The 21,509-nt window shown below is 66.8% G+C and carries 18 protein-coding genes; 11 read left to right on the top strand and 7 right to left on the bottom strand.

Going from position 1 to position 21,509, the window contains the following annotated elements; all coding sequences use genetic code 11:
* Positions 1-175: 175 nt before the first annotated feature.
* From AAFP30_RS26085 to AAFP30_RS26065, 5 genes are all read right to left on the bottom strand, one after another.
* A complete protein-coding gene (locus AAFP30_RS26085) occupies positions 176-841 on the bottom strand; it encodes a TrmH family RNA methyltransferase (RefSeq protein WP_419232955.1) in 666 nt (221 codons plus the stop codon).
* A gap of 61 nt (positions 842-902) precedes the next feature.
* Complete coding sequence (gene pyrE, locus AAFP30_RS26080; protein WP_419232953.1) at positions 903-1,463, bottom strand: orotate phosphoribosyltransferase; 561 nt, start codon at positions 1,461-1,463, stop codon at positions 903-905.
* Between the two features lie 31 nt (positions 1,464-1,494).
* The gene (locus tag AAFP30_RS26075) at positions 1,495-2,433 is read right to left on the bottom strand and encodes a hypothetical protein (protein ID WP_419232952.1); all 939 of its coding nucleotides are present in this window, start codon (positions 2,431-2,433) and stop codon (positions 1,495-1,497) included.
* A gap of 14 nt (positions 2,434-2,447) precedes the next feature.
* Positions 2,448-3,458, bottom strand: a complete 1,011-nt coding sequence (locus tag AAFP30_RS26070; protein ID WP_419232951.1) for a D-2-hydroxyacid dehydrogenase — start codon at positions 3,456-3,458, stop codon at positions 2,448-2,450.
* A gap of 27 nt (positions 3,459-3,485) precedes the next feature.
* Positions 3,486-4,472, bottom strand: a complete 987-nt coding sequence (locus tag AAFP30_RS26065; RefSeq protein WP_419232950.1) for an Lrp/AsnC family transcriptional regulator — start codon at positions 4,470-4,472, stop codon at positions 3,486-3,488.
* Positions 4,473-4,602: 130 nt separating this feature from the next.
* Here AAFP30_RS26065 and AAFP30_RS26060 point away from each other — a divergent pair, with 130 nt between their 5' ends.
* From AAFP30_RS26060 to AAFP30_RS26010, 11 genes are all read left to right on the top strand, one after another.
* A complete protein-coding gene (locus tag AAFP30_RS26060) occupies positions 4,603-5,733 on the top strand; it encodes an NAD/NADP octopine/nopaline dehydrogenase family protein (RefSeq protein WP_419232949.1) in 1,131 nt (376 codons plus the stop codon).
* Entirely contained in the window at positions 5,730-6,719 is a 990-nt protein-coding gene (locus AAFP30_RS26055; protein ID WP_419232948.1) for a 3-hydroxybutyryl-CoA dehydrogenase, read from the top strand. The genes AAFP30_RS26060 and AAFP30_RS26055 overlap by 4 nt, the downstream gene beginning before the upstream one ends.
* 211 nt (positions 6,720-6,930) lie before the next feature.
* Positions 6,931-8,253 carry an MFS transporter gene (locus AAFP30_RS26050; RefSeq protein WP_419232947.1) on the top strand — a complete coding sequence of 441 codons (1,323 nt, stop codon included), beginning with the start codon at positions 6,931-6,933 and terminating at the stop codon, positions 8,251-8,253.
* Between the two features lie 71 nt (positions 8,254-8,324).
* Positions 8,325-8,933 (top strand): DJ-1/PfpI family protein, encoded by a 609-nt coding sequence (locus AAFP30_RS26045; RefSeq protein WP_419232946.1) that lies wholly within the window; start codon positions 8,325-8,327, stop codon positions 8,931-8,933.
* Complete coding sequence (locus tag AAFP30_RS26040) at positions 8,933-9,388, top strand: MarR family winged helix-turn-helix transcriptional regulator (protein ID WP_419232963.1); 456 nt, start codon at positions 8,933-8,935, stop codon at positions 9,386-9,388. Before AAFP30_RS26045 ends, AAFP30_RS26040 begins: the two co-directional genes overlap by 1 nt.
* 65 nt (positions 9,389-9,453) lie before the next feature.
* Complete coding sequence (locus AAFP30_RS26035; RefSeq protein ID WP_419232945.1) at positions 9,454-10,770, top strand: aspartate aminotransferase family protein; 1,317 nt, start codon at positions 9,454-9,456, stop codon at positions 10,768-10,770.
* Positions 10,767-13,757, top strand: coding sequence for an FAD-binding and (Fe-S)-binding domain-containing protein (locus AAFP30_RS26030; RefSeq protein ID WP_419232944.1), 2,991 nt, complete (start codon positions 10,767-10,769; stop codon positions 13,755-13,757). Before AAFP30_RS26035 ends, AAFP30_RS26030 begins: the two co-directional genes overlap by 4 nt.
* Positions 13,754-15,250 (top strand): NAD-dependent succinate-semialdehyde dehydrogenase, encoded by a 1,497-nt coding sequence (locus tag AAFP30_RS26025; RefSeq protein ID WP_419232943.1) that lies wholly within the window; start codon positions 13,754-13,756, stop codon positions 15,248-15,250. Before AAFP30_RS26030 ends, AAFP30_RS26025 begins: the two co-directional genes overlap by 4 nt.
* An 8-nt stretch (positions 15,251-15,258) precedes the next feature.
* On the top strand, positions 15,259-16,452 hold the full coding sequence (locus AAFP30_RS26020) for a M24 family metallopeptidase (RefSeq protein WP_419232942.1): 1,194 nt from the start codon (positions 15,259-15,261) through the stop codon (positions 16,450-16,452).
* 10 nt (positions 16,453-16,462) lie between these two features.
* Entirely contained in the window at positions 16,463-17,680 is a 1,218-nt protein-coding gene (locus tag AAFP30_RS26015) for a PLP-dependent aminotransferase family protein (protein ID WP_419232941.1), read from the top strand.
* A gap of 13 nt (positions 17,681-17,693) precedes the next feature.
* The gene (locus AAFP30_RS26010; protein ID WP_419232940.1) at positions 17,694-18,914 is read left to right on the top strand and encodes a M20 family metallopeptidase; all 1,221 of its coding nucleotides are present in this window, start codon (positions 17,694-17,696) and stop codon (positions 18,912-18,914) included.
* Between the two features lie 171 nt (positions 18,915-19,085).
* Here the strand turns inward: AAFP30_RS26010 and AAFP30_RS26005 are convergent, their stop codons facing one another.
* Both AAFP30_RS26005 and AAFP30_RS26000 read right to left on the bottom strand, forming a co-directional pair.
* Positions 19,086-19,970, bottom strand: coding sequence for a short-chain dehydrogenase/reductase (locus AAFP30_RS26005; RefSeq protein ID WP_419232939.1), 885 nt, complete (start codon positions 19,968-19,970; stop codon positions 19,086-19,088).
* Complete coding sequence (locus AAFP30_RS26000; RefSeq protein WP_419232938.1) at positions 19,967-21,508, bottom strand: flavin-containing monooxygenase; 1,542 nt, start codon at positions 21,506-21,508, stop codon at positions 19,967-19,969. Before AAFP30_RS26000 ends, AAFP30_RS26005 begins: the two co-directional genes overlap by 4 nt.
* Position 21,509 lies beyond the last annotated feature (1 nt).

The following is a 21,509-nucleotide window of genomic DNA, read 5'->3' as shown; positions in this document are numbered from 1 at the left end:
GCCCTGAATTTCGTTGACAGCGCCCAGGATAACGACGTCACAGGCGCCGTCGATGAAAATCTGGGCGCTGTCAAGGAAATTCAGGGCGCTGTCAACACGAAAGGCCCGTGGCGGGAAGGCGGCGCTGTCAACGTTCGTGCTGGCGCGTGGGGTGGTCGGCTTGCGTGACCAGCCGTCACCACGCCTGCTCGAGATCCGCGTGCTGCCGCACCCACGCGTGCATCGCAATCCCCGCTGCCACACCGGCATTGATACTGCGAGTGGAACCGAACTGCGCGATGGACACGGTGAGGTCGGCATGGTCCTGGGCGTGGTCGCTGACCCCGGGTCCTTCCTGCCCGAACAGCAGCATGCAATCTCGCGGTAGCGCAACGGTTTCCAGCGGCTGCGCACCCGGGGTGTTGTCCACCGCCACGACGGTCAGCCCCGAATCACGTGCCCACGCAATCAGATCCGCCACGTTCTCGTGATGACGCAAATGCTGATAGCGGTCGGTGACCATGGCGCCCCGCCGATTCCAGCGCCGTCGTCCGACGATGTGCACCGCGGACGCCAGGAACGCGTTGGCGGTGCGTACCACGGTCCCGATGTTGGCGTCGTGCGCGAAGTTCTCGATGGCCACATGAAACGGATGTCGCCGGGTGTCGAGGTCGGCGACGATCGCCTCCCGCGTCCAGTACCGGTAGGGGTCGACGACGTTGCGGGTGTCGCCGTCGGCGAGCAACTGCGGGTCGTACTGGGGATCGGTCGGCAGTGGTCCGTCACGTTCGACGTCCCACGGACCGACACCCACCGTCGGTCCCGCCTGCCATTCGGTCGGACCGGGCTCGTCGGCGCCCACAGGATTGTCAGGGCCCCCAGGATCCTCAGGGCTCACAGAATCGTCAGGGCCCGCAGCCACGTCAGGCAAGTCCGAGGTCGGCCAATCCGAGCAGCGAACGGTAGGGCACGCCGAGCTTGCCGATGACCTCGTCGGCACCGGTGGCGCGATCCACGACGGTCGCAACGCCGACGACGTTCGCGCCGATCGCCCGGGCCGCCTCGACCGCGGTCGACGGTGAGGCACCGGTGGTGGAGGTGTCCTCCACGATGAGCACGTCGTGGCCGACGATGTCGGGGCCTTCGATCTGGCGTTGCATGCCGTGTGCCTTGGCCGCCTTGCGCACCACGAACGCGTCGATCGGCCGGCCGTCGGCGTGCATGATCGACGTTGCGACGGGATCGGCGCCGAGCGTCAGGCCACCGACCGAGTCGTAAGACCAGTCGGCGGTGAGTTGCCGCATCAGCGTCCCGATCAGCCGGGACGCCTCGTGGTGCAACGTCGCGCGCCGAAGGTCCACGTAGTAGTCGGCCTCTTTGCCCGACGACAAGGTCACCTTGCCGCGGACCACCGACAATTCGGTGACCAGCGCAGCCAGACGGGCAAGATCGGCAGCGTCGACCGAGGGTGTTGACGAAGTCATCTCACTCATTCTTCGATTCGGGGTGCTCAGATTACGGAGCGCGGTGGCGATTGGGCCGATCCGTGGGCTGCACCGGCATCGGCTGCATGCGACGGCCGGTCGTCGGTGGCGGTCCGGCCGGTTCGGCACCGGTCGACGGCGCCGCCGGACGCGACGGCGTCACCGGCGGTGCGGTGTCGGGAGCCGGCCGAGCCGCGTCGGGAGCCTGCGGGGCCACGTCGGGAGCCGGACTCCACGCCTGCTCGCCGGCCTCGATCCGGGCGCGGCGCTCGGCGTCGCGCATGTGATCGGTCTTTTCGTCGGCGAACTCCGCGCGGGTCGGGCCGTGCGGGTCCCGCGGGTCGGGCGCATCCTGCGGGTCGGTGACCGGCGGCAGCACCCGCAGGAGGTCGGCGAAACGCCGCACGACCTCTAGTCCGGTGTCGAGATGCTCGTTGTCCTTGGTCAGTGGCATCGAGCCGACCGCCCAATTGCCCTCGTTCCACAGCACCTCGATGTAGGACGGGGCGGTATTCGCCAGCGTGACCATGCGGCGATCGCACACCCGCCGCGCGACCTCGAGATTGTTGGAGAACATCACTCGCGGACCCATCGCGCCGAGGAGTTCGACGTCCTCTTCGGCCGGGGCGAGGACGTCCTCGTGGCGGAGGTCGACGACGACGCGCGAGGTCGTCGACCGGCGCACAGCGACCACAGTCGCGGTTTCGGCGACGTCGAACACCACCGCTTCCGCGCCACCGTAATGCCCGAATGCCACATCCTGAACCGTCGCCGTCTCCGGCAGGTTCATGGTCGCGCGGTGAAACACCTTGCGCAGCTTGGTGTCCGACTCACGGAACTTGAACTCGTGCTGGTCACCCCAGACTGCGCGCTGATGGCGCGCGACACTCGAGCGCTGCCGATCCAGCCACAGCAGAACCCCGGCACCAATCAGCGCCAGCACAGCGATCACGAAATACACGATGGTCATCGCGCTACAGCCTACTATCGAGGGCCGCGCGGAGCGGTCGCGACATAGCCTCTGTCTTTGTCGACCACATTGCGCAGGACGCCGGCCGGGACCGCGGGCGACTCGAGGTAGCGGTGCAGATTGTCCAGGAAGAGGTCCGCGAGCACGTCCCGCCACCCGCGGACGTCGCCGCTCATGTGGGGCGAGATCGCGACGTTTCGCATGGTCCACAGCGGGCTGTCGGCCGGGAGTGGTTCGGTGTCGAAGACGTCCAAGGACGCGGCACCGATCTCGCCGGTCCGCAGTGCATCGACCAAGGCCGACTCGTCGACGAGCGCCCCGCGTCCCACGTTGATGAGGTGCGCATCGCGACGCATCGCCGCCAGGACGGGCGCGTTGATCATGCGTTCGGTCTGCGCGGTGAGCGGGGCGATCGCGACGACGTTGTCGAAGCCGCCCACATACTCGGCGAGGTCTGCCGTGGCGTGCACGGTGCCGAAATCGGGGTCGTCGACCCGCGCGGTGCGCCCGGCCCCCTCGACCCGCAGACCGACGGCCCGCAGCAGCCGGGCCGTGGCCCGGCCGATACCGCCGGTACCGATCACCAGCGCCGAGGTGCCCGCGGTCCGCGTCGTCTCACGGTGCCGCCACTCCACCTCCCGCTGATAGGCCTTGGACTCGTGTAACTGCTTGTCGCGGGCGAGGATTGATGCGAGAACGAACTCGGCGATCGGCTGATCGAATACCCCCGCCGCGTTGGTGACCACCACATTCGAGTCCCGCAGGTCGTCGAAGAGCAGCGAATCCACCCCGGCCGCGCATACGTGCACCCAGCGCAGGTCCTGCGTTGCCGGACCCCAATTGTCTTTCAGCGCACGGGAGAAGAAGTCCCACACCAACAACACTTCGGAGCCGGGCAGCGCGGCCCCCAGGTCGGCTTCCGTGCAGTAGCGCACCGTCGCGATGCGCTCGATCTCGGCGAGGTTGTGCGGCTGTGCAGCATTCGGTGACCCCAACAGCGTCACCACAGGCGGATCCGGAGTCATGATCCCACCGTAAGGGACATCAGCGACTCACAGGACCACCGGCACCGCACCCGTACGGCATCCCGACCTGTCGAGCAACGACCCCAACCGCTTCGGTGTCGCCAGCGTCACCGATCGGTCGACAACAACCAGGCCGGGCACGAGACCTTCCAACTCCTGCTCGAACTCGGCGAGTTCGCCGACGGTGCGCAACCAGACCCCCATGATGATGTTCGCGGTACCGGTCACCTCGCAGCAGACCCGCACTTGGGGCAACTCGCCGAGCGCGGTACTCAACGCCGCGATCGACCGCGATGTCGCACGAGCCCATACGTTGGCGGTGACCGGCCATCCGCTGATCACATGCGCCACCTCGCATCGGATCGACAGGACGTGTTCACCGACCAGGTTCGTGAGCCGGCGCCGGACCGTCGGTGCGCTCAAACCCGTTGCCGCCGCGAGGTCAACCGCAGAACGACGTCCATCCGCTGCCAACTCCGCAATCAGTTTGAGGTCGATCTCGTCTGGCTCGTGGGCCAGTGGCCGACTGACCGGTCTGTGCTCGGCGATCACCGCCTCCTCGTCCTCGGTCAGCGCATGCACTCGCCACCGTTCGCTCTCGCCGAGCACTCGGGTGACCACCCGCGTTCGAGTTCTGGCCACACCGTCCCAGTCGGCGAGTTCCTGAACCCAATCACCCAGGTGGTCCAGACTCTCGATCATCACCGTCAGCAGCAGGTCACCGTCGCCGGCGATGCGCTGAATGGTCGCAACATGGCGATCATGAGCGAGCCGTGCGACGACCTCGCCCCGTCCCGCCGCAGTCTGCACCTCTACGAACGCGCTGCACCTGGTGTTGAGATAAGCCGCGCCGGGATAGGTCACGATCCACGCCAAGCCACTGTCCACGAGCCGCTCCCAGCGACGGGATGCCGTGGCAGCACTGACCCCTGCCACGTCGCCGATCACGCCCCAGGGTGCACGCGGTGCAACCTGCAGCGCGTGCACGATTTGATAATCGAGGTCGTCGGGCACAGGACAATCCTGCATCACAGCCCGATCGTTTTTCGCTATCGCACAACCCCGAGACATTCGGCGATCCGGCTCCTACGTTTCCTCACAGCCCATCACGACCGCGAACAGCGGTAACAACCAGGAGGTAACTGTGCAGGTCTGTGTCATCGGCGGCGGTCACGGCTCATACGCCGCAGCTGCGGAAATGATCGAGAACGGGCACCGGATCACGTGGTGGCGGCGCGACCATGCTGGCTTCGAGCCGCTGGTCGCTCGTGGCGTCCTCGAGATCGACGATCATCGTGGTCGTCGTCAGGTCGCGGTCGGCACTTCCGACGGAATCGCTGTGGTCGAGGATCTCGGCGACGCGTTGCGCGATGCCCGGGTGGTGATCGCGCCGGTACCGGCGCACGCGCACGAATCGCTTGCGCGGCAGATGGCGCCGCACCTACGCGACGGTCAGGTGGTGTACCTTCCGCCGGGCAGCTTCGGCTCAATCGTCTTCGCGCAAGCCTTGCGCGAGATCGGCAACGACGCCGACGTCGCGTTCGCCGAGACGGGCACATTGCCCTACCTCGCCCGTAAGCACGGCGACGCTCGAGTAGTGGTGAGCGGCTACGCGACCCGCCTGCCCACAGGCGTGTTCCCGGCCCGCCACACCGACCGCGCCCTGTCAGCACTCGCCGAGGTGTACCCGGCGATCGAGCGTGTCGAAGACACGCTCAGCGGCGCCCTGATGAATGCCGGTCCGATCATTCACCCACCGCTTATTCTGATGAATGCCGGTCCGCTGGAGCACTTTCCATCGTGGGACATCCACAACGAGGGCACTCAGGAGTCGATCCGTCGGGTCACCTCCGCGCTCGATGCCGAGCGGATCGCGGTCCGGACGGCCTTGGGCTACGCGGCCCCGCACTTCCCGCTGGCCGACCACTACACCGCCGATGGCGACGAATGGATGTACGGCAACGCCGCCCACGAGAAGCTCACCGACAGCGGCGATTGGCGGGAAAACATCGACCTGCGAACGCACCGCTACATGACCGAGGACGTGGAAATCGGTCTTGCGCTGCTCAGTTCGGTGGCGCGCTGGGCAGGCGTGTCCACGCCGGTGGCCGATGGACTGCTAGCTCTCGCCAGTGCTGTCACCGGCCGCCCTACGGGCTCGGCGGGACGCACCTTCGGGCGGCTCGGACTGGCAGACTTCGACCGCGCCGGTCTGGCCGACGTGCTCGATGCCGGCTACACCCGGCAACTCGCCACGACCGGTGATGCACTGTGACTGTCTCCCACGTGACCATCGTCGGCGCGGGCCGGATGGGTCAGGGCATCGCGGCGGCCCTCGCGTTCGGCAACGTGCAGGTCACTGTCGTCGACCTCCGTGATCGCGGGGGCGCCGCAGCGACGTATCACCACGCATTCCTCGCAGCGGTCCGCGCGGCCCTCGATCACAAGGTGACGCTCGGACTGCTGGCCGAGGACCGCGTCGCCGACGTGGCCGGTCGCGTCGACATCGTCGCCGCCACCGATGCGGCGCAGGCGATGGCCACCACCGGCATCGTCTTCGAGGGGGTACCCGAAGTGGCCGAGGTCAAACGGGACGCCCTGCAATGGACCGAGACCATGGTCGGGCCGCGTGTGCCGATCGCGTCCACCACATCGAGCTTCCTGGCCGACGATCTCGCCGCCTATCTCAGTGCACCCGAGCGGTTCCTCAATGCACACTGGCTCAACCCGGCCGATCTGATGCCGTTAGTGGAGGTGAGTCCCGGCCGGACGACGACCGCCGAGACCATCGACACAACCTGGGACCTTCTGACCGCTGTCGGCAAGACTCCGGTGCGCTGCGCCCCATCACCCGGCTACATCGTTCCGCGCCTGCAAACACTGGTGATGAACGAGGCGGCACGGATGGTCGAGGAAGGCGTGGCAAGTGCCGAGGACATCGACACCGCAGTCCGCATCGGCTTCGGTTCCCGCTTCGCGGTCCTGGGGCTCCTCGAGTTCATCGATTGGGGAGGATGCGACACCCTGTTCCACGCCTCGCACTACCTGCGCCGCGAATTGGGTGAACGTTTCGCGCCGGCGCCGCTCGTGGAGTCCAATATGATTTCGGGTCGTCGTGGAATCACTGATGGTGCAGGGTTTTACACGTTCGACCAGAACACCGTCGCCGATTACCGAGCGCAGCGAATCGCCGATTTTGCCCGCCTGCTCGACTCCCTGGGGCGGCTGAGCCGTCAGGAGGAGTTCGCCACCACCGACTGACCTCCACCAACAGCGGACCGACCCCGGCGACCAGCCACCTGGCCGCGCGATCCAACCTGTCAATACTGCAGAGCCGTAAGGCTTTTCCCTATTCCCTACTTCGGTCGAGTCCACCACCATCGAATCGACCACGAGTACAGCCATCGATCGCAACACATGCCCGTTGCGATCCATCACCGACGAGGAGTGATCCGTGGTAACCCTAGACCCAATGGCCCGAGACGCCCAAAAGACCACGCGGGAGCGGCCCGCCCGATTGGCCGTCGCCTCCGGCGCCGGCACCATCTTGGAGTTCTACGATTTTGCGATCTACGGCACCGCAACGGCGTTGGTGTTCAACAAGGTTTTCTTCAACGTCGACGACCCATGGTTCGGCACCTTCCTCGGATTCGCCACGTTCGCAGTCGGATTCGTCATGGCACCGATCGGCGCGGTGATCTTCGGACACTTCGGCGACAGGATCGGTCGCCGCAAGGCCCTTACCGCCGCGTTCCTGCTCATGGGTGGCTCCACTCTCGCGATGGGCGTGCTGCCGGGTTACCAGGCAATCGGCATCGTGGCGCCGGTCATCCTGATCTTCCTGCGAATGGTGCACGGTATCTCACGTGGCGGTGAAATCGGCGGTGCCGCTCTGCTGGCGGCCGAACACGCGCCGACACACCGCCGTGGGTTGTACGGTTCGTTCGTCACACTCGGCTCGCCGGTCGGCGGCATACTCGCCAACCTGTCGTTTGCGTTGGTGCTGCTCATGCCGATGGATCAGGTCGTGTCCTGGGGCTGGCGCATCCCCTTCCTCATCGGCGGCATCGTGCTGGCGATCGGTGTCTGGACCCGGACGCGAATCAGCGAAACGCCCGAGTTCATGAATCAGCAAGAAACCGCACAGGATCGACCGAGGACATTTGCGGTTCTCCGTCAGAACTGGCGACGCGTGGCTCTGGCCGCGGGCATCAATCTCGGCCAGAACTGCTACGCCTTCCTGCTGTTCACTTTCATGCTGTCCTTCCTGACCGAGACCGATCCCGGACGCGGATTCGACCGATCCCCAGTCGTTTTCGGCAGCACCATCGCGCTCGCATGCCACGCGGCGACCGTCGTGCTCGGCTCCCACCTCTCGGATCGACTGGGCCGCAAGACCGTCATCGGGTTCGGCATGGCGACATCACTGGTCTTTGCGCCATTCCTCTTCTGGGTCACTGCCGTCGGCTCCCTAGCTGCCTGCATCACGGTGATCTCGATCGGTTTCGCGCTGACCGGCTTCGTGTACGGTCCGATGCTGACGACGTTCTCCGAGCTCTTCCCGATTACGCAGCGGTACCGCGGAATCGGCATCGGCTTCCAGGTTGGCGCTGTCCTCGGTGGCGGACTCGCCCCCATGATCGCCAATCGGATCGTAAGCGCCACCGGCAGCGTGATCCCGGTTGGGGTCTACGCGGCAGTCCTCATGGCGATCAGCCTCTGCTGCCTGCTCGTCATCAAGGAAACCGCACCCCTTGTCGCCGGACGCAGTATCCGGGAGCGCATCGGTGCGTGACCCGAGCCGGCCGTAGTTGACAGCATCCTGTCTAAATGACAGGATGCTGTCATATACGAAAGGAGTACATCATGCGAAGCGTCCATCTCGCCCTTTACGACACCCTCGCCGACTGGGAGTTCGGCTATGTCGCCGCCGGCATCAACAATCCCGAATACCAGCGAGAACCCGGATCACTGCAGATCATCACCGTCGGCGCGACAGCCGACCCGATCCGCACGATCGGCGGCCTCACCATCACGCCGGACACGACCCTCGCCGACGTAAATCCCACCGACAGCGCAATGCTCGTCCTGCCCGGTGCGCAAACCTGGATGGACGGCAACACCGAGTTCGTCGACGCCGCCCGCCGGTGGGCCGACGCCGGCATTCCGGTAGCCGGAATCTGCGGCGCCACAGTCGGATTGGCCCGAGCCGGACTTCTCGACGATAGACGCCACACCAGCAACGCGCCCGAACAGCTCGAACCCACCGGATATGCGGGAGCCGAGCACTACGTCGACGCACCGGCGGTCACCGATCGGGGGATCATCACCGCAGCCGCTGTTGCTCCGATCGAGTTCGCCCGCGAGGTCTTCGCCGCACTCGACGTCTACGACGCCGCGATCCTCGACGCCTGGTACCAGCTCTACGGCGAGCACGATCCGAGCGGCTTCTACGCGCTGCAGTCCCAGCAGTGATCGGCGAGCAGCCGAATCTGCAGCGCCTACTGTCCGAGAGCGCGCTGACCACTTTCCGCCTCAACGGGCAGTTCCTGGCCCTCGCTGAACAACTCGCCCAGCCAGCAGGCCTCACCGCTACCCGGTGGCAGGTGCTCGGTGCGGTGATCGACACTCCACTGTCGGTCTCGGACATCGCCCGAGCAATGGGCATCACCCGGCAGAGCGTGCAGCGCACCGCCGACCTGCTGGCCGACGAAGGACTCGTCGAGTACCGGGAGAATCCGCGGCACCGCCGCGCCAAGTTGGTGGCCATCACCGAAGCCGGTCGGGCCGCGAACGACCGGATCAGCCCGCAACATCGCGCTGCTGCGGAGGCGATGGCAGCCGCGATCGACACCGCCGCGTGGCAGCAGGCACTGGACGGGCTGAAGGCGCTCAGCGCGGCACTCGAGGCGATGAAGAACTCGGGCTGACGACTCAACTGCCTCCACATCGTCGAATTGTTGACAATCCGACGATTGACCGTCACCGTGTCACCATGACCACTCTCACCGACACCTCCACCCGTACCTCACTCAGCCCCCTCCTGAAACAGGCGACGCCGGTGGTCGTGGATCATGCGCACGGATCGTGGATTCGCGGCACCGACGGCAACGACTACCTCGACTTCACCACCGGCATCGGCGTCACCAGCACCGGCCACTGCCATCCTCGGGTCGTCGAAGCGGCACAAGCGCAGTGCGCCAAGATCATTCACGCCCAGTACACGACGGTGATGCATCAGCCGCTACTCGAACTCACCGACCGTCTCGGCGCGGTCCTCCCAGCCGGGCTCGACTCGGTGTTCTACGCCAATTCCGGTTCCGAAGCCGTCGAGGCGGCAATCAGGTTGGCCCGTATGGCCACCGCACGCCCGAACATCATCGTGTTCCAGGGCGGATTCCATGGCCGGACCGTCGCCGCCGCCAGCCTGACCACCGCCGGCACCCGATTCTCCGCCGGCTTCTCGCCGCTGATGAGCGGCGTGCACATGGCGCCGTTCCCCTACGCCTACCGCTATGGCTGGGACACCGACACCGCCGTCGACTTCGCCCTGCGCGAGCTCGACTACCTGCTCACCTCCCGCGTCGCACCGAACGACACCGCGGCGTTCCTCATCGAACCCGTCCTCGGTGACGGCGGCTACCTGCCCACCCCACCGCGATTCCTGCAGGGGCTGCGTGAACGCGCCGACCGCCACGGCATCACGCTCATCCTCGACGAGGTGCAGGCCGGCTTCGGCCGCACCGGCAAGTTCTGGGGACATCAGCATGCGGCGGGGCTGTCCCCCGACATCCTCATCACGGCAAAGGGTTTGGCGTCCGGTTTCCCGATCTCCGCGATCGCCGCCTCCACCGACCTGATGAGCAAGGCGTGGCCGGGCTCGCAGGGCGGCACCTACGGGGGCAACGCCGTCGCCGCCGCTGCTGCGATCGCGACCCTCGAGGTCATCGAGGACGAGGGCCTCGTCGAGAACGCCCGCATCCGCGGCGAGCAACTCCTCGCCGGACTCGGTGAGATCGCTCCTCGCTTCGAGCAGATCGGCGACGTCCGCGGCCTCGGATTGATGGCCGGCATCGAGTTCGTCGTACCCGGCGAATCGGGCGCCCCCACCCCCGACGCGGCGACGGCCGCCGCCGTCCAGCAGGCCACCACCCGCCACGGGCTGCTCACCCTCACCTGCGGCCCCGCAGGCAACGTCGTCCGACTGATCCCCGCACTGGTCGTGACCGAGGACGAAATCGCCCTTGGCCTGCAACGTTTCACCGCCGCCCTGACCGAAGTGCTCGAGACCGATACCCTCGGTGAGAGATGACGCATGCCGACAGCTCAGCAGTAACCGGCGGCGACCTCGATGTCGTCGGCGATCTCGCGCGTCTCGGTGTGGAGGTCGACGGCTCGACGCGACGCCTCGCCGAGTACTCCTATGACGCGTCGAACTATCGAGTCCGACCGATCGCGGTCGTGTTCCCGCGCACCGTCGACGATGTCGCCGTCACCGCCGCCTACTGTCACGAGCACGGCGTACCGATCATCGCCCGCTCGGGTGGCACGTCCATGGGCGGCAACGCCATCGGACCCGGCGTGGTGCTGGACTTCTCCCGGCACCTCAGCCGGGTGCACTCCGTCGACGCGGCGGCGCGCACGGCGGTGGCCGATGCCGGGATCGTGCTCACCACACTCGCGGCCGAAGCACGTGCCGCCACCGACGGACGCCTGACCTTCGCGCCCGATCCGTCGTCGGCGTCACGCGCCTGTCTCGGCGGAGCGATCGGCAACGACGCCTGCGGCAATCATTCGGTCCGCTACGGCCGCACCACCGACCACGTGGAGGAGCTGCACCTGGTCACTGCGGACGGCCTGCGCCTCACCGCCACGCGCACCGGACTCGCCGCAACCGACGAATCCGACACCGCCGCAACCGAACGTGCCCTCGCACTGTCGGAGCACCTACGTGACCTCACCGCCCGCAACCTCGGGATCCTGCGCACTGATCTGGAGACCATTCCCCGCCAGGTGTCGGGATATCACCTCGCACATCTGTTGCCGGAGAACGGATTCGACGTCGCCCGCGCCCTGGTGGGCAGTGAGGGGACCTGCGCGATCGTGGTCTCGGCTCGTATTCGCCTGGTGCCGGTGGCGTCGTCGCAACTGCTGGTCTGCGTCGGGTATCCGTCGGTGGTCGACGCCGCCCGTGATGTCCCGGCCATCCTGCCGTACGCGCCGTCGGCGATCGAGGGCATCGACCGGAGCATCGTCGCCACCATGCAGGCGCGACGCGGCCGCGACAGCGTCACCGGCTTGCCCGGCCTGACCGGCGAGACACGCAGCGCGGCTTGGTTGTTCATCGACCTCGATGAGGACAGCGCCGACCGGATGGGCGAATCCGACGTCGCGTCCACCGCGAAACGGCTCGTCGAGGACTTGAGGGCGCAGGGCCGGATGATCGACGCCACCACCGTCGACGACCCCGCCGTCCGACAAGCACTCTGGCGCGTCCGCGAAGACGGCGCCGGGCTCTCCTCCCGACTCGCAGATCCCGACGACGACAGCATCGGCGCCGGCTACGAATCCTGGCCGGGCTGGGAGGACGCAGCCGTCGCTCCCGAACGATTGGCCGACTACCTCGACGACTTCTCGGCGCTGCTGCAGCGGTTCGATCTCACCGGCGTCATGTACGGGCACTTCGGTGCGGGTTGTATGCACGTCCGTATCACCTTCGACCTGCGCACCGCCGAAGGCCGCGATCGGATGAACCGGTTCTGCACGGCCGCAGCCGAACTCGTTGTCGCCCACGGCGGCTCGCTGTCTGGAGAGCACGGCGACGGTCGGGCCCGGTCGGCCCTGCTGCCGATCATGTACTCGCCGGCGATGCTCGACGCTTTCGCCGCGTTCAAACGCATCTGGGATCCGCGCGGCACCCTCAACCCGGGCAGCATCATCGACCCACCACCGATCGCCGATCACCTTGCCCTCGACGGTGTGCCGCAACGACGCTGGCCGACGGAACTGAACTTTGGCGGTACGCACACCTCCGATGATGACGACGAACCGCACCTCGATCCGTTCGTCCATGCGGTGCAGGCGTGTATCGGCGTCGGGCGGTGCCGCACCAGCAGCAACGGGGTGATGTGTCCCAGCTACCGCGCCACCCGCGACGAGAAGGACTCCACCCGCGGCCGGGCCCGGGTGCTGCAGGACATGGTGCGCACCGCACCCGACATCGAATCCGGCTGGCGCTCCACCGATGTCGCCGACGCACTCGACCTATGTCTGTCCTGCAAGGCGTGTTCGACGGACTGCCCCACCGGCGTCGACATGGCCTCTTACAAGTCGGAGTTCCTGCATCACCACTATCAGGGTCGACGACGCCCGCTCTCGCACTATTCCCTTGGTTGGATGCCGGCGTGGCTGTCGGCGGCGGGCCTCGCGGCACCAATCATGAACGTCGCCATGCGAACCCGCCTCCGCAAGCTCGCCGCGTATGCCGGTGGGCTCGACCCGCGGCGCTCAATGCCTGAGTTCGCGACCCGTCGGCAGCGGCGGGGTCACCTCGGCCCGCTAACCGCTGTGGACGCGACCACCGACACCGTCCTGTTCGTCGACTCGTTCACCCAGGCGTTCCGCCCGCAGGTGGCCACCGCCGCGGCAGAGGTGTTGGGCGCCAACGGTGATCGGGTCGGTTGCACTGCCGACAACTGCTGCGGCCTCACCTGGATCTCCACCGGACAACTCACCCACGCCCGGAAAGTTCTGTCCCGCACCGCCGACGCACTCGACGACGGCACCAACCGGCCGATCGTCGTCCCGGAGCCGAGTTGTGCGGCGGCCCTGCGTAAGGACCTGCCGGAGCTCGTCGACTCGCCGGCCGCACGCCGGGTGTCCCGGCGCGTCCAGAGCTTCGCCGATCACCTGCCTACCCTTATCGAGAACGGCTGGCGACCGGCGACACTCCCCGCATCGGTGACGCTGCAAACCCACTGCCACGAGTACGCGGTGTTCGGTGCCCGTTCCGGCCGCGCCGCCCTCGAGGCACTCGGCGTCGACGTGCACACCGCCGACGGATGCTGCGGTGTGGCGGGTAATTTCGGCTTCGAGAAGGGACACTACGAAGTGAGCATGGCCGTCGCCGAACACGCCCTCGCACCGGCACTCCGATCCGCACCCGACCGCCCCGTGATCACCGACGGCTTCAGCTGCGCCATGGCCGTCTCCCACCTCACCACGGTCGATCCCGGCATCACCGCCACCGGCCTCCACCTCGCCGAACTGCTCACCAATCCGAAAGGAGAACCCCGATGACCACCACCACCTCCGCACCCCCACAAGCCCTTTCCCGCGTCCACCCCGACCTCCTCATCGACGGAACCTGGACGCCCGCGCAGTCGGGCGCCCGCTTCGCCGTCGAGAACCCCGCCACCGGCGAGACTCTCGCGCAGGTCGCCGACGGGAACGCCGACGACGCCCGGCGCGCGCTGCGTACCGCCGCCGACCGTCAGGAGGCGTGGGCCGCGACCTCCCCTCGCTCCCGCAGCGAAATCCTCTACCGCGCATACCAACTCATCGTCGACCGCACCGACGAGATCGCCGCGGTGATGACCGCGGAGATGGGTAAGCCGCTCGCCGAGGCACGCGGCGAGGTCGCTTATGGTGCCGAGTTCTTCCGCTGGTTCGCCGAGGAAGCCGTTCGCATCGGCGGCGACCACACCATCACCGGCGACGGCGCCAACCGCATCGTGGTGTCCAAACAGCCTGTCGGTCCGTGCATTCTGATCACCCCCTGGAACTTCCCGCTCGCCATGGGCACCCGTAAAATCGGCCCGGCCATCGCCGCCGGTTGCACCATGGTGTTCAAGCCTGCCGAGCTAACCCCGCTGACCGCACTGCTGTTGGCGGACATCCTGATCGAGGCCGGTCTACCCGACGGTGTCCTCAACGTGGTCACCACCACCGACCCCGGCGCCGTGGTGACCGAGTGGATGGACAGCGGACTGGCCCGCAAGGTGAGCTTCACCGGGTCCACCGAGGTCGGCAAAACCCTGCTGCGCCAAGCGGCCGGCACCGTCATGCGGACGTCGATGGAACTGGGCGGCAACGCTCCGTTCATCGTCTGCGCTGACGCCGACCTCGACCGAGCTGTCGACGGGCTGATGGTCGCCAAGATGCGCAACATCGGGCAGGCCTGCACTGCGGCCAACCGAATCTTCGTGCACCGCAGCGTCCAGGCCGACTTCACCCAGCGCCTCGTCGACCGCATGAGCGCCCTGGCGGTGGGCGATGGCAGCCAGGACGGCATCCAGGTCGGACCGCTGGTAGAGGACAAGGCCGTCGCCAAGGTCGAAGGACTCGTCGACGACGCCATCACCAAGGGCGCCACCGCACAGTGCGGGGGCGCACGGACCGACGGTCCCGGCCACTTCTATCCGCCGACCGTGCTCACCGACGTCTCGATCGACGCCGACCTCACCTCGACCGAGATCTTCGGCCCTGTCGCGGCACTCATCCCGTTCGGCACCGACGACTCCGATGACGACGGACTCGACGACGTCATCGCCATGGCCAACGACACCCCGTGGGGTCTGGTCGGTTACGCCTTCACCCAGGACATCGATCGCGCCGATGCGCTGTCGACCCGCCTGCAGGTCGGTATGGTCGGCATCAACACCGGCCTCGTCTCGAATCCGGCTGCACCCTTCGGCGGCATCAAAGAGTCGGGTCTCGGGCGCGAAGGCGGGCGGCTCGGTATCGACGAGTTCCTCGACATCAAGTACGTGGCCCGTCCGATCAACCGCTAAGGAGGAGTATGTATCTCGGCGCTCAGCTGTTCACCGACAGCGAGTACGAGCAGCGACTCACCCGGGTCCGGGAGTTGATGGATCGTCAAGGGCTGTCGGCGATCATCGTCACCGATCCGGCGAACATCTTCTACCTCATCGGCTACAACGCCTGGTCGTTCTACACCCCGCAGATGCTGTTCGTGCCGATCGAGGGCGACATGTACTTCTTCGCCCGCGAGATGGATGCCCATGGCGCACACCGCACGACGTGGCTGCCCGAGGAGCAGATCGTCGGGTACCCGGAGAGTTACGTCCACCGCCCGCACGTGCACCCGTTCGACTGGGTGGCGTGGGCGCTGCGACAGCGGCATCTGATCGCACCCGCCTCGAAGGCCGGCTCCGTTGGCCTGGAGATGGACTCACACTTCTTCTCCCCCAAGGCCTATCGCGCCCTGTTCAACGCGATACCCGAGTGGAAGCTGGTCGACAACTTCGAACTCGTCAACTGGGTGCGGTCGGTGAAGTCGGACGCCGAGGTCCAGTTGATGCGGCAGGCCGGCATGGTGTGCTCGGAGGCCATGCGCGCGGCGATCGACACCATCGATGTCGGTGTGCGCCAATGTGATGCGGCAGCCGCGATCTCGCAGGCCCAGATCACCGGTACCGACGAGTTCGGTGGCGACTACCCGGCTATCGTGCCGATGATGCCGACCGGCGCCGCCGCCGATACCCCGCACCTCACCTGGAACCAGGGCACCTTCGCCAACAACGAGGCCGTCGTCATCGAGTTGACCGGCGCCCACAAGCGCTACCACTGCCCGCTGGCGCGCACCGTCTCCCTGGGCAAGCCGTCGAAGGACCTGGATTACGTCGCCAAGGCGACCGCCGAAGGCCTCAACAATGTCCTCGACGCCATCCGGCCGGGCGTGGCCACCCGCGAACTCGCCTCCACCTGGAACTGGAGCCTGGCCAAGTACGGTCTCGAAAAACATTCGCGGCTGGGCTATTCCATCGGCATCGGCTATCCACCGGACTGGGGTGAGCGCACCATCAGCATCCGCACCGAGGACGAGTCGGTCCTGGAGACCAACATGACCTTCCACATCATCTGCGGAATGTGGATGGAGGACTACGGTTTCGAGCTCTCCGAATCCGTACGCGTCAGCCCCACCGGTGTCGAAACCTTCACCGCCTTCCCCCGCGAACTCATCCGAAAATGAGGTGATCACCATGACCGCACAAGCACCGACCATCCCGCTCGCCGGCCGCGCGAAGGATCTCGTCGGGTCACTCATCGACTCGTCGACCTCCCTGCTCGCCTCCCAAAAGCACGACATCGTGCGCTTCGCCATGGGCGCACCCGCCGATGAGGCCGTCCCCGCTGACGAGTTCCGGCAGATCGCGGGCGAGATCCTGGACAACTCCTCATTCACCTACGGCGCCACCGAAGGCGAACCACGACTGCTGCAACTGCTCGTCGACTACCTCGCCACCACCCCCGACCCGTCGAGCCACGAACGACTCGTCATCACCACCGGCGGCATGCAGGGTCTCGACCTCGCCTGCAAGTTGTTCGTCGACCCCGGCGACTTGGTGATCGTCGAATCCCCCACTTACACCAACGGCAGCGCCACCGCCCTCTCCTACGGCGCGCAACTCCTCGAGGTGCCGGTCGACGACGACGGCATGCAGGTCGACCAACTCGAATCCCTGGTCGCGCACACCCACCAAATACCGAAGGCGATCTACACGATCCCGACCTTCCAAAATCCGTCCGGCGTGACGCTGTCGGAGGAACGCCGCCGCGAGCTGCTGCGCCTCGCGCACCAGTGGGGTGCGGTGATCATCGACGACGACCCGTACGGTCTGCTGCGCTTCGCCGGCACCGACATTCCCACCTTCCAAACCCTCAGCCCCCAGGATCCGCTGGTGTTCTCGGTCCGCACCTTCTCCAAGATCCTCGCTCCCGGGTGGCGTGTCGGCTGGGTCGACGCCGATCCGTCGTTGCGCCAGTTGCTGATCAACGGGAAGCAGGCCATGGACACCTGCACCAACGTCCCGAACCAGCACATCGTCGCCGAGTACATCGCCCGCGGCGGTCTCGAGGACCACCTGGCGACCATCCGCACGCTGTACCGCGAACGCAAAGAGGCGATGATCGACGCCATCCGCACCCACCTCGGTGACCGTGTCTCCACGACGGACCCAGAGGGCGGCTTCTTCCTGTGGGTCACGCTGCGCGATGAGTTCGCCGAGATCGACACCCGGGAACTGTTCGAGGTGGCACTCGCCGACGGCGTCGCCTTCATCCCCGGTCCGGCGCTCTCCCCCGGCGGACGATTCCGCAACGCACTGCGCCTGTGTTTCGCATCCAGTACACCCGAGCGAATCGACGAGGGTATCCACCGCCTGACCACAAGCCTGGAGAAGATGGCGCATACTGCATGAAGGATTTTCGACGATGAGAGGTGAAGCGGTGTCACTGACGGAGGCCGAGACCGGAGTGCTGTCGCACATCACACCGGACACCGTCGCCATGCTCACCGCCGGTTTGGTGGAGGCGCCCAGCGAGAATCCGGGCGGCACCGAGGCCGACGCCGTCGCCGTCTTGGCGCAGGCCTGCCGCAGCGCCGGTTTCACCGTCGACCTCCACGAGGTGGCGCCCGGCCGCCCCAACCTGGTGGCCACCCTCGAGTCCGGCACCGGACCCGGCCTGATGCTGCTCGGCCACTCCGACGTCGTACCGGCGGGCCCCAACTGGACACACGATCCGTATCGACCGCAGTTCGCCGACGGCCGCATCTACGGGCGCGGCACCACCGACATGAAAGGCGGTCTGGCGGCGGCGGTCTGCGCGATGCAGGCGTTGTCGCACGCCTCGGCTTACGGCATCAACCTCGGGGGGCCGGTGCAGTTGGTCTGTACCGTCGACGAGGAAGAACACGGGCTGGGGGTGCGCGACTTCGTGACCCGCCACAGCGAATACTCCTTCGCCGGATGCATCGTCGCCGAGCCCACCGACCTCACCATCGTGCGTGGCTGCCGCGGCGCGTCGTACCTCGAGATCAACATCACCGGCCGCGCAGCACATTCCGGTCGTCCTGCCGATGGACGCAGCGCCATCGAGGCCGCCGCCTCGATCATCGACCTCATCCGCTTCGATCATCAGCAACTCGGCATGACCGCCGACGACCTCCTCGGCTCCGGCACCTGGAACGTCGGCACCATCCAAGGTGGGCAAGGAATCTCCGTGGTCGCCCCGATGTGTGAACTCGGCATCGACCGCCGCCTCATGCCCGACGAGGATGCCAACGTCATCGCCGACCAGTTGCGCTCGGCTATCCGCGATTCCGCGATCGACACCGACGGCATCACCGTCGACGTCAAGGTCACCATGGAGATGCCCGGCTTCGCCACCCCCGCCGACCACGCCCTGGTCACCACCGCGGTCTCCGCTGTCACCGCCACCGGCCGCGCCACTTCCGTCGGCGGCTGGACCGCCGCCTGCGACGGCGGCTTCGTCAGCCGCGACCTCGGCATCCCCACCATCGTGTTGGGGCCCGGCAACATCAACGCCGAGGCCCACCAACCTGACGAATCAGTCGCCATCGACGACCTCGAAACCGCGGCCCGCACCTACACTCTCGCCGCCCTGCGCCTGCTGACCCAGACTGCTCGTTGAGCCCCCATCCCGCACGCCTCACCGCTCGTTGAGCGCGACGAGCGAGCGAAGCGGGCCCGACGCTGGTCGAAACGAGACATCCAGCGCGGGAGCTGGTTTCGACGGACGTCACCTCGGCTAGCGCCTCGGCGACTGCTCAACCAGCGGTTGCCTTTCTCCCTGAGCGAGCTGCTAGCCGAGCCGGGAAAGGCCGCGTTGCCGCTCCTCCAACCGTCGAATCAGATCCCGAATCCCCTTGTCCCGCTCCAACCGTAGATCGAGCAGCGGATTGATCAACCCCCGCAGCGCCGCGTACACGGTCCACTGCCGCGGCGCGATCACCCGCGCTCGTCGGCCGGCCACCGCGTCGACGATCACCGCCGCCGCATCCTGAGCGGTGATGCGACGGCTCAGCGGCCACGGCAGTTCGGACCCGATCTCCCGGCCGAGTTCATCGTCGTCGAGCGTCGCTCGGGTCAGCGCGGTCTCCACGATGCCGAAGTAGGCGATGCCCGCCGACGCCCCGTGCGCCGCGAGTTCGATGCGCAGTGCGCGACCGAGTTGCTCGACACCTGCTTTGCTGATCATGTATGCGGCGCCGCCCATTCCGGGCGCGAAGGCCGCACACGATCCGACCACCTCGATGTGCCCGCCGGCAGCGATCACCGGCTCGATCCCGGCCCGCACGGTGTTGAACACACCCAGCAGGTTGATGTCGACGACCCGCTCGAAGGCCTCCGGGGCGACGGTCCGCAGGGTGGCCGGCGGAGGGGTGACGCCCGCATTGGCGACCACAACGTCGAGCCGGCCGAATCGATCGAGTATGGCCCGCACTGCGGACTCCATCGAATCTAGCACGCGCACATCGGCTTCCACCGTCAGCCACCGGTCGGTGGGGAACTCGCGGGCGATGGCTGCCAGTCGGTCGGCGGCAACGTCCGCCAACACCACCCGTGCACCGCGCGCGGCCAGCAACCGCGCGGTTTCCAGACCGATGCCCTGGGCCGCACCCGTGATGAGCGCAACTTTGTCGTCGAAGGACGCGCGTGCGCCGGACTGCACCATGCGAACCGTCATCGTGCCACCAACACCTTCTCCGACGACGTCGCGGTGCGGCCCCGACCGGCCATGCGGATGCTGAAGTCGCTCAGTCGGATACGCCGCATCCGGTGGCGCATGGTGAACACGAATCCTGGCCAGAAGGTGAAGTTCCGTCCCGAGCCGCTCAGGTAATAGCTGCTGCATCCACCGGTATTCCACACCGACGACGTCAGGCCCTTATCCACTTCGTCGACAAAAGCCTGCTGCGCCGTGGGGGTCACATCGATACTCCGAATCCACCGCCGGCCCATGGTTTTCAGGGCGTCGATGACGAAATCGAGTTGCGCTTCGATCGTGACCACCTGGGAGGTGTAGACCACCGAGTTCGGGCCCAACATCATGAACATATTGGGGAATCCGGTCACCATGGTGCCGAGATAGGCACGCATCTCGCCGGCCCACACCTCCGCAAGGCTCCGGCCGTCGGTTCCGCGGATACGGCCAAACCCCTCATTGGCCGTCAGCTTGAACCCGGTTCCGAAGATGATGGCGTCGACCGCGTGCTCGGCGCCGTCGGCGGTGACGATGCCGGTTGCCGTCACCCGTTCGATGCTGTCGGTGATCACCTCGGCGTTGGAAGCGGTCAACGCCGGATAGTAGGTATTGGAGAATGTCGGTCGCTTACAACCGAATTCGTAGGTCGGCGTGAGCTTCGCACGTAGTTCCGGATCGGTCACCTGCCGACGCAGATGATGCCGCCCGGCGGCGGCCATCGGCTTGAGCAGCGCGGGTTCGCGCACCAGCCCGGGCACCATCATCTCCTGCACGAGGGCAAAGGAACCTCGCATCGCGCGTTGCGCCCAGGGGATCCGCCGGAACGCGTCCTGCAGGGCAGGAGCGATCGGCTGATCCGGGTGCGGCAGAATCCATGTCGGCGTCCGCTGGAACAGCCTCAGCGCCTGCACCTTCGGCTGGATCTGCGGCACGAACTGGACCGCCGAGGCCCCCGTCCCGATAACGGCCACCGATTTCCCGGCCAGATCGTAGTCGTGATCCCACTCGGCCGAGTGGAAGATGCGACCCCCGAACTCGCTGAGTCCGGGCAGATCTGGGACCGACGGCTCGCTGAAGGGGCCGGTGGCGAGCAGCAGAAACGTTGCGGTCCAGGAGCGCTCGGTGCCCGTGCGATCGACCGTGACGATCCGCCACACTTGCGCGAGCTCATCCCAGTCGGCGCTGCGCACATCGGTGCCGAGTCGGGTGTGGGCGGGAACGTCGTAGTCGTCGGCGCAGCGTTCGATGTAGGACTTGATCTCCTCCTGCAGGGGGTAGAGGCGCGTCCACTCCGGGTTCGGCGCGAACGAGAACGAGTACAGCGCGGACGGGATGTCGCATTGCGCGCCCGGATACGTGTTCGCCTGCCAGGTGCCACCGAGTTCCGTGGCCCGTTCGAAGAGCAGGTAGTCGTCGATCCCGTTGCGGGTCAGCTGGATCGCCGCACCCACGCCACCGAATCCACCACCCGCGATGGCCACCCCGACATGCGTCGGGACATCTGAATCTGTTGTGTTCATG

The organism is Gordonia sp. CPCC 205515, from assembly GCF_048537925.1.
GTDB lineage: Bacteria > Actinomycetota > Actinomycetes > Mycobacteriales > Mycobacteriaceae > Gordonia.
This window is presented reverse-complemented; position numbering and strand designations above follow the sequence as displayed.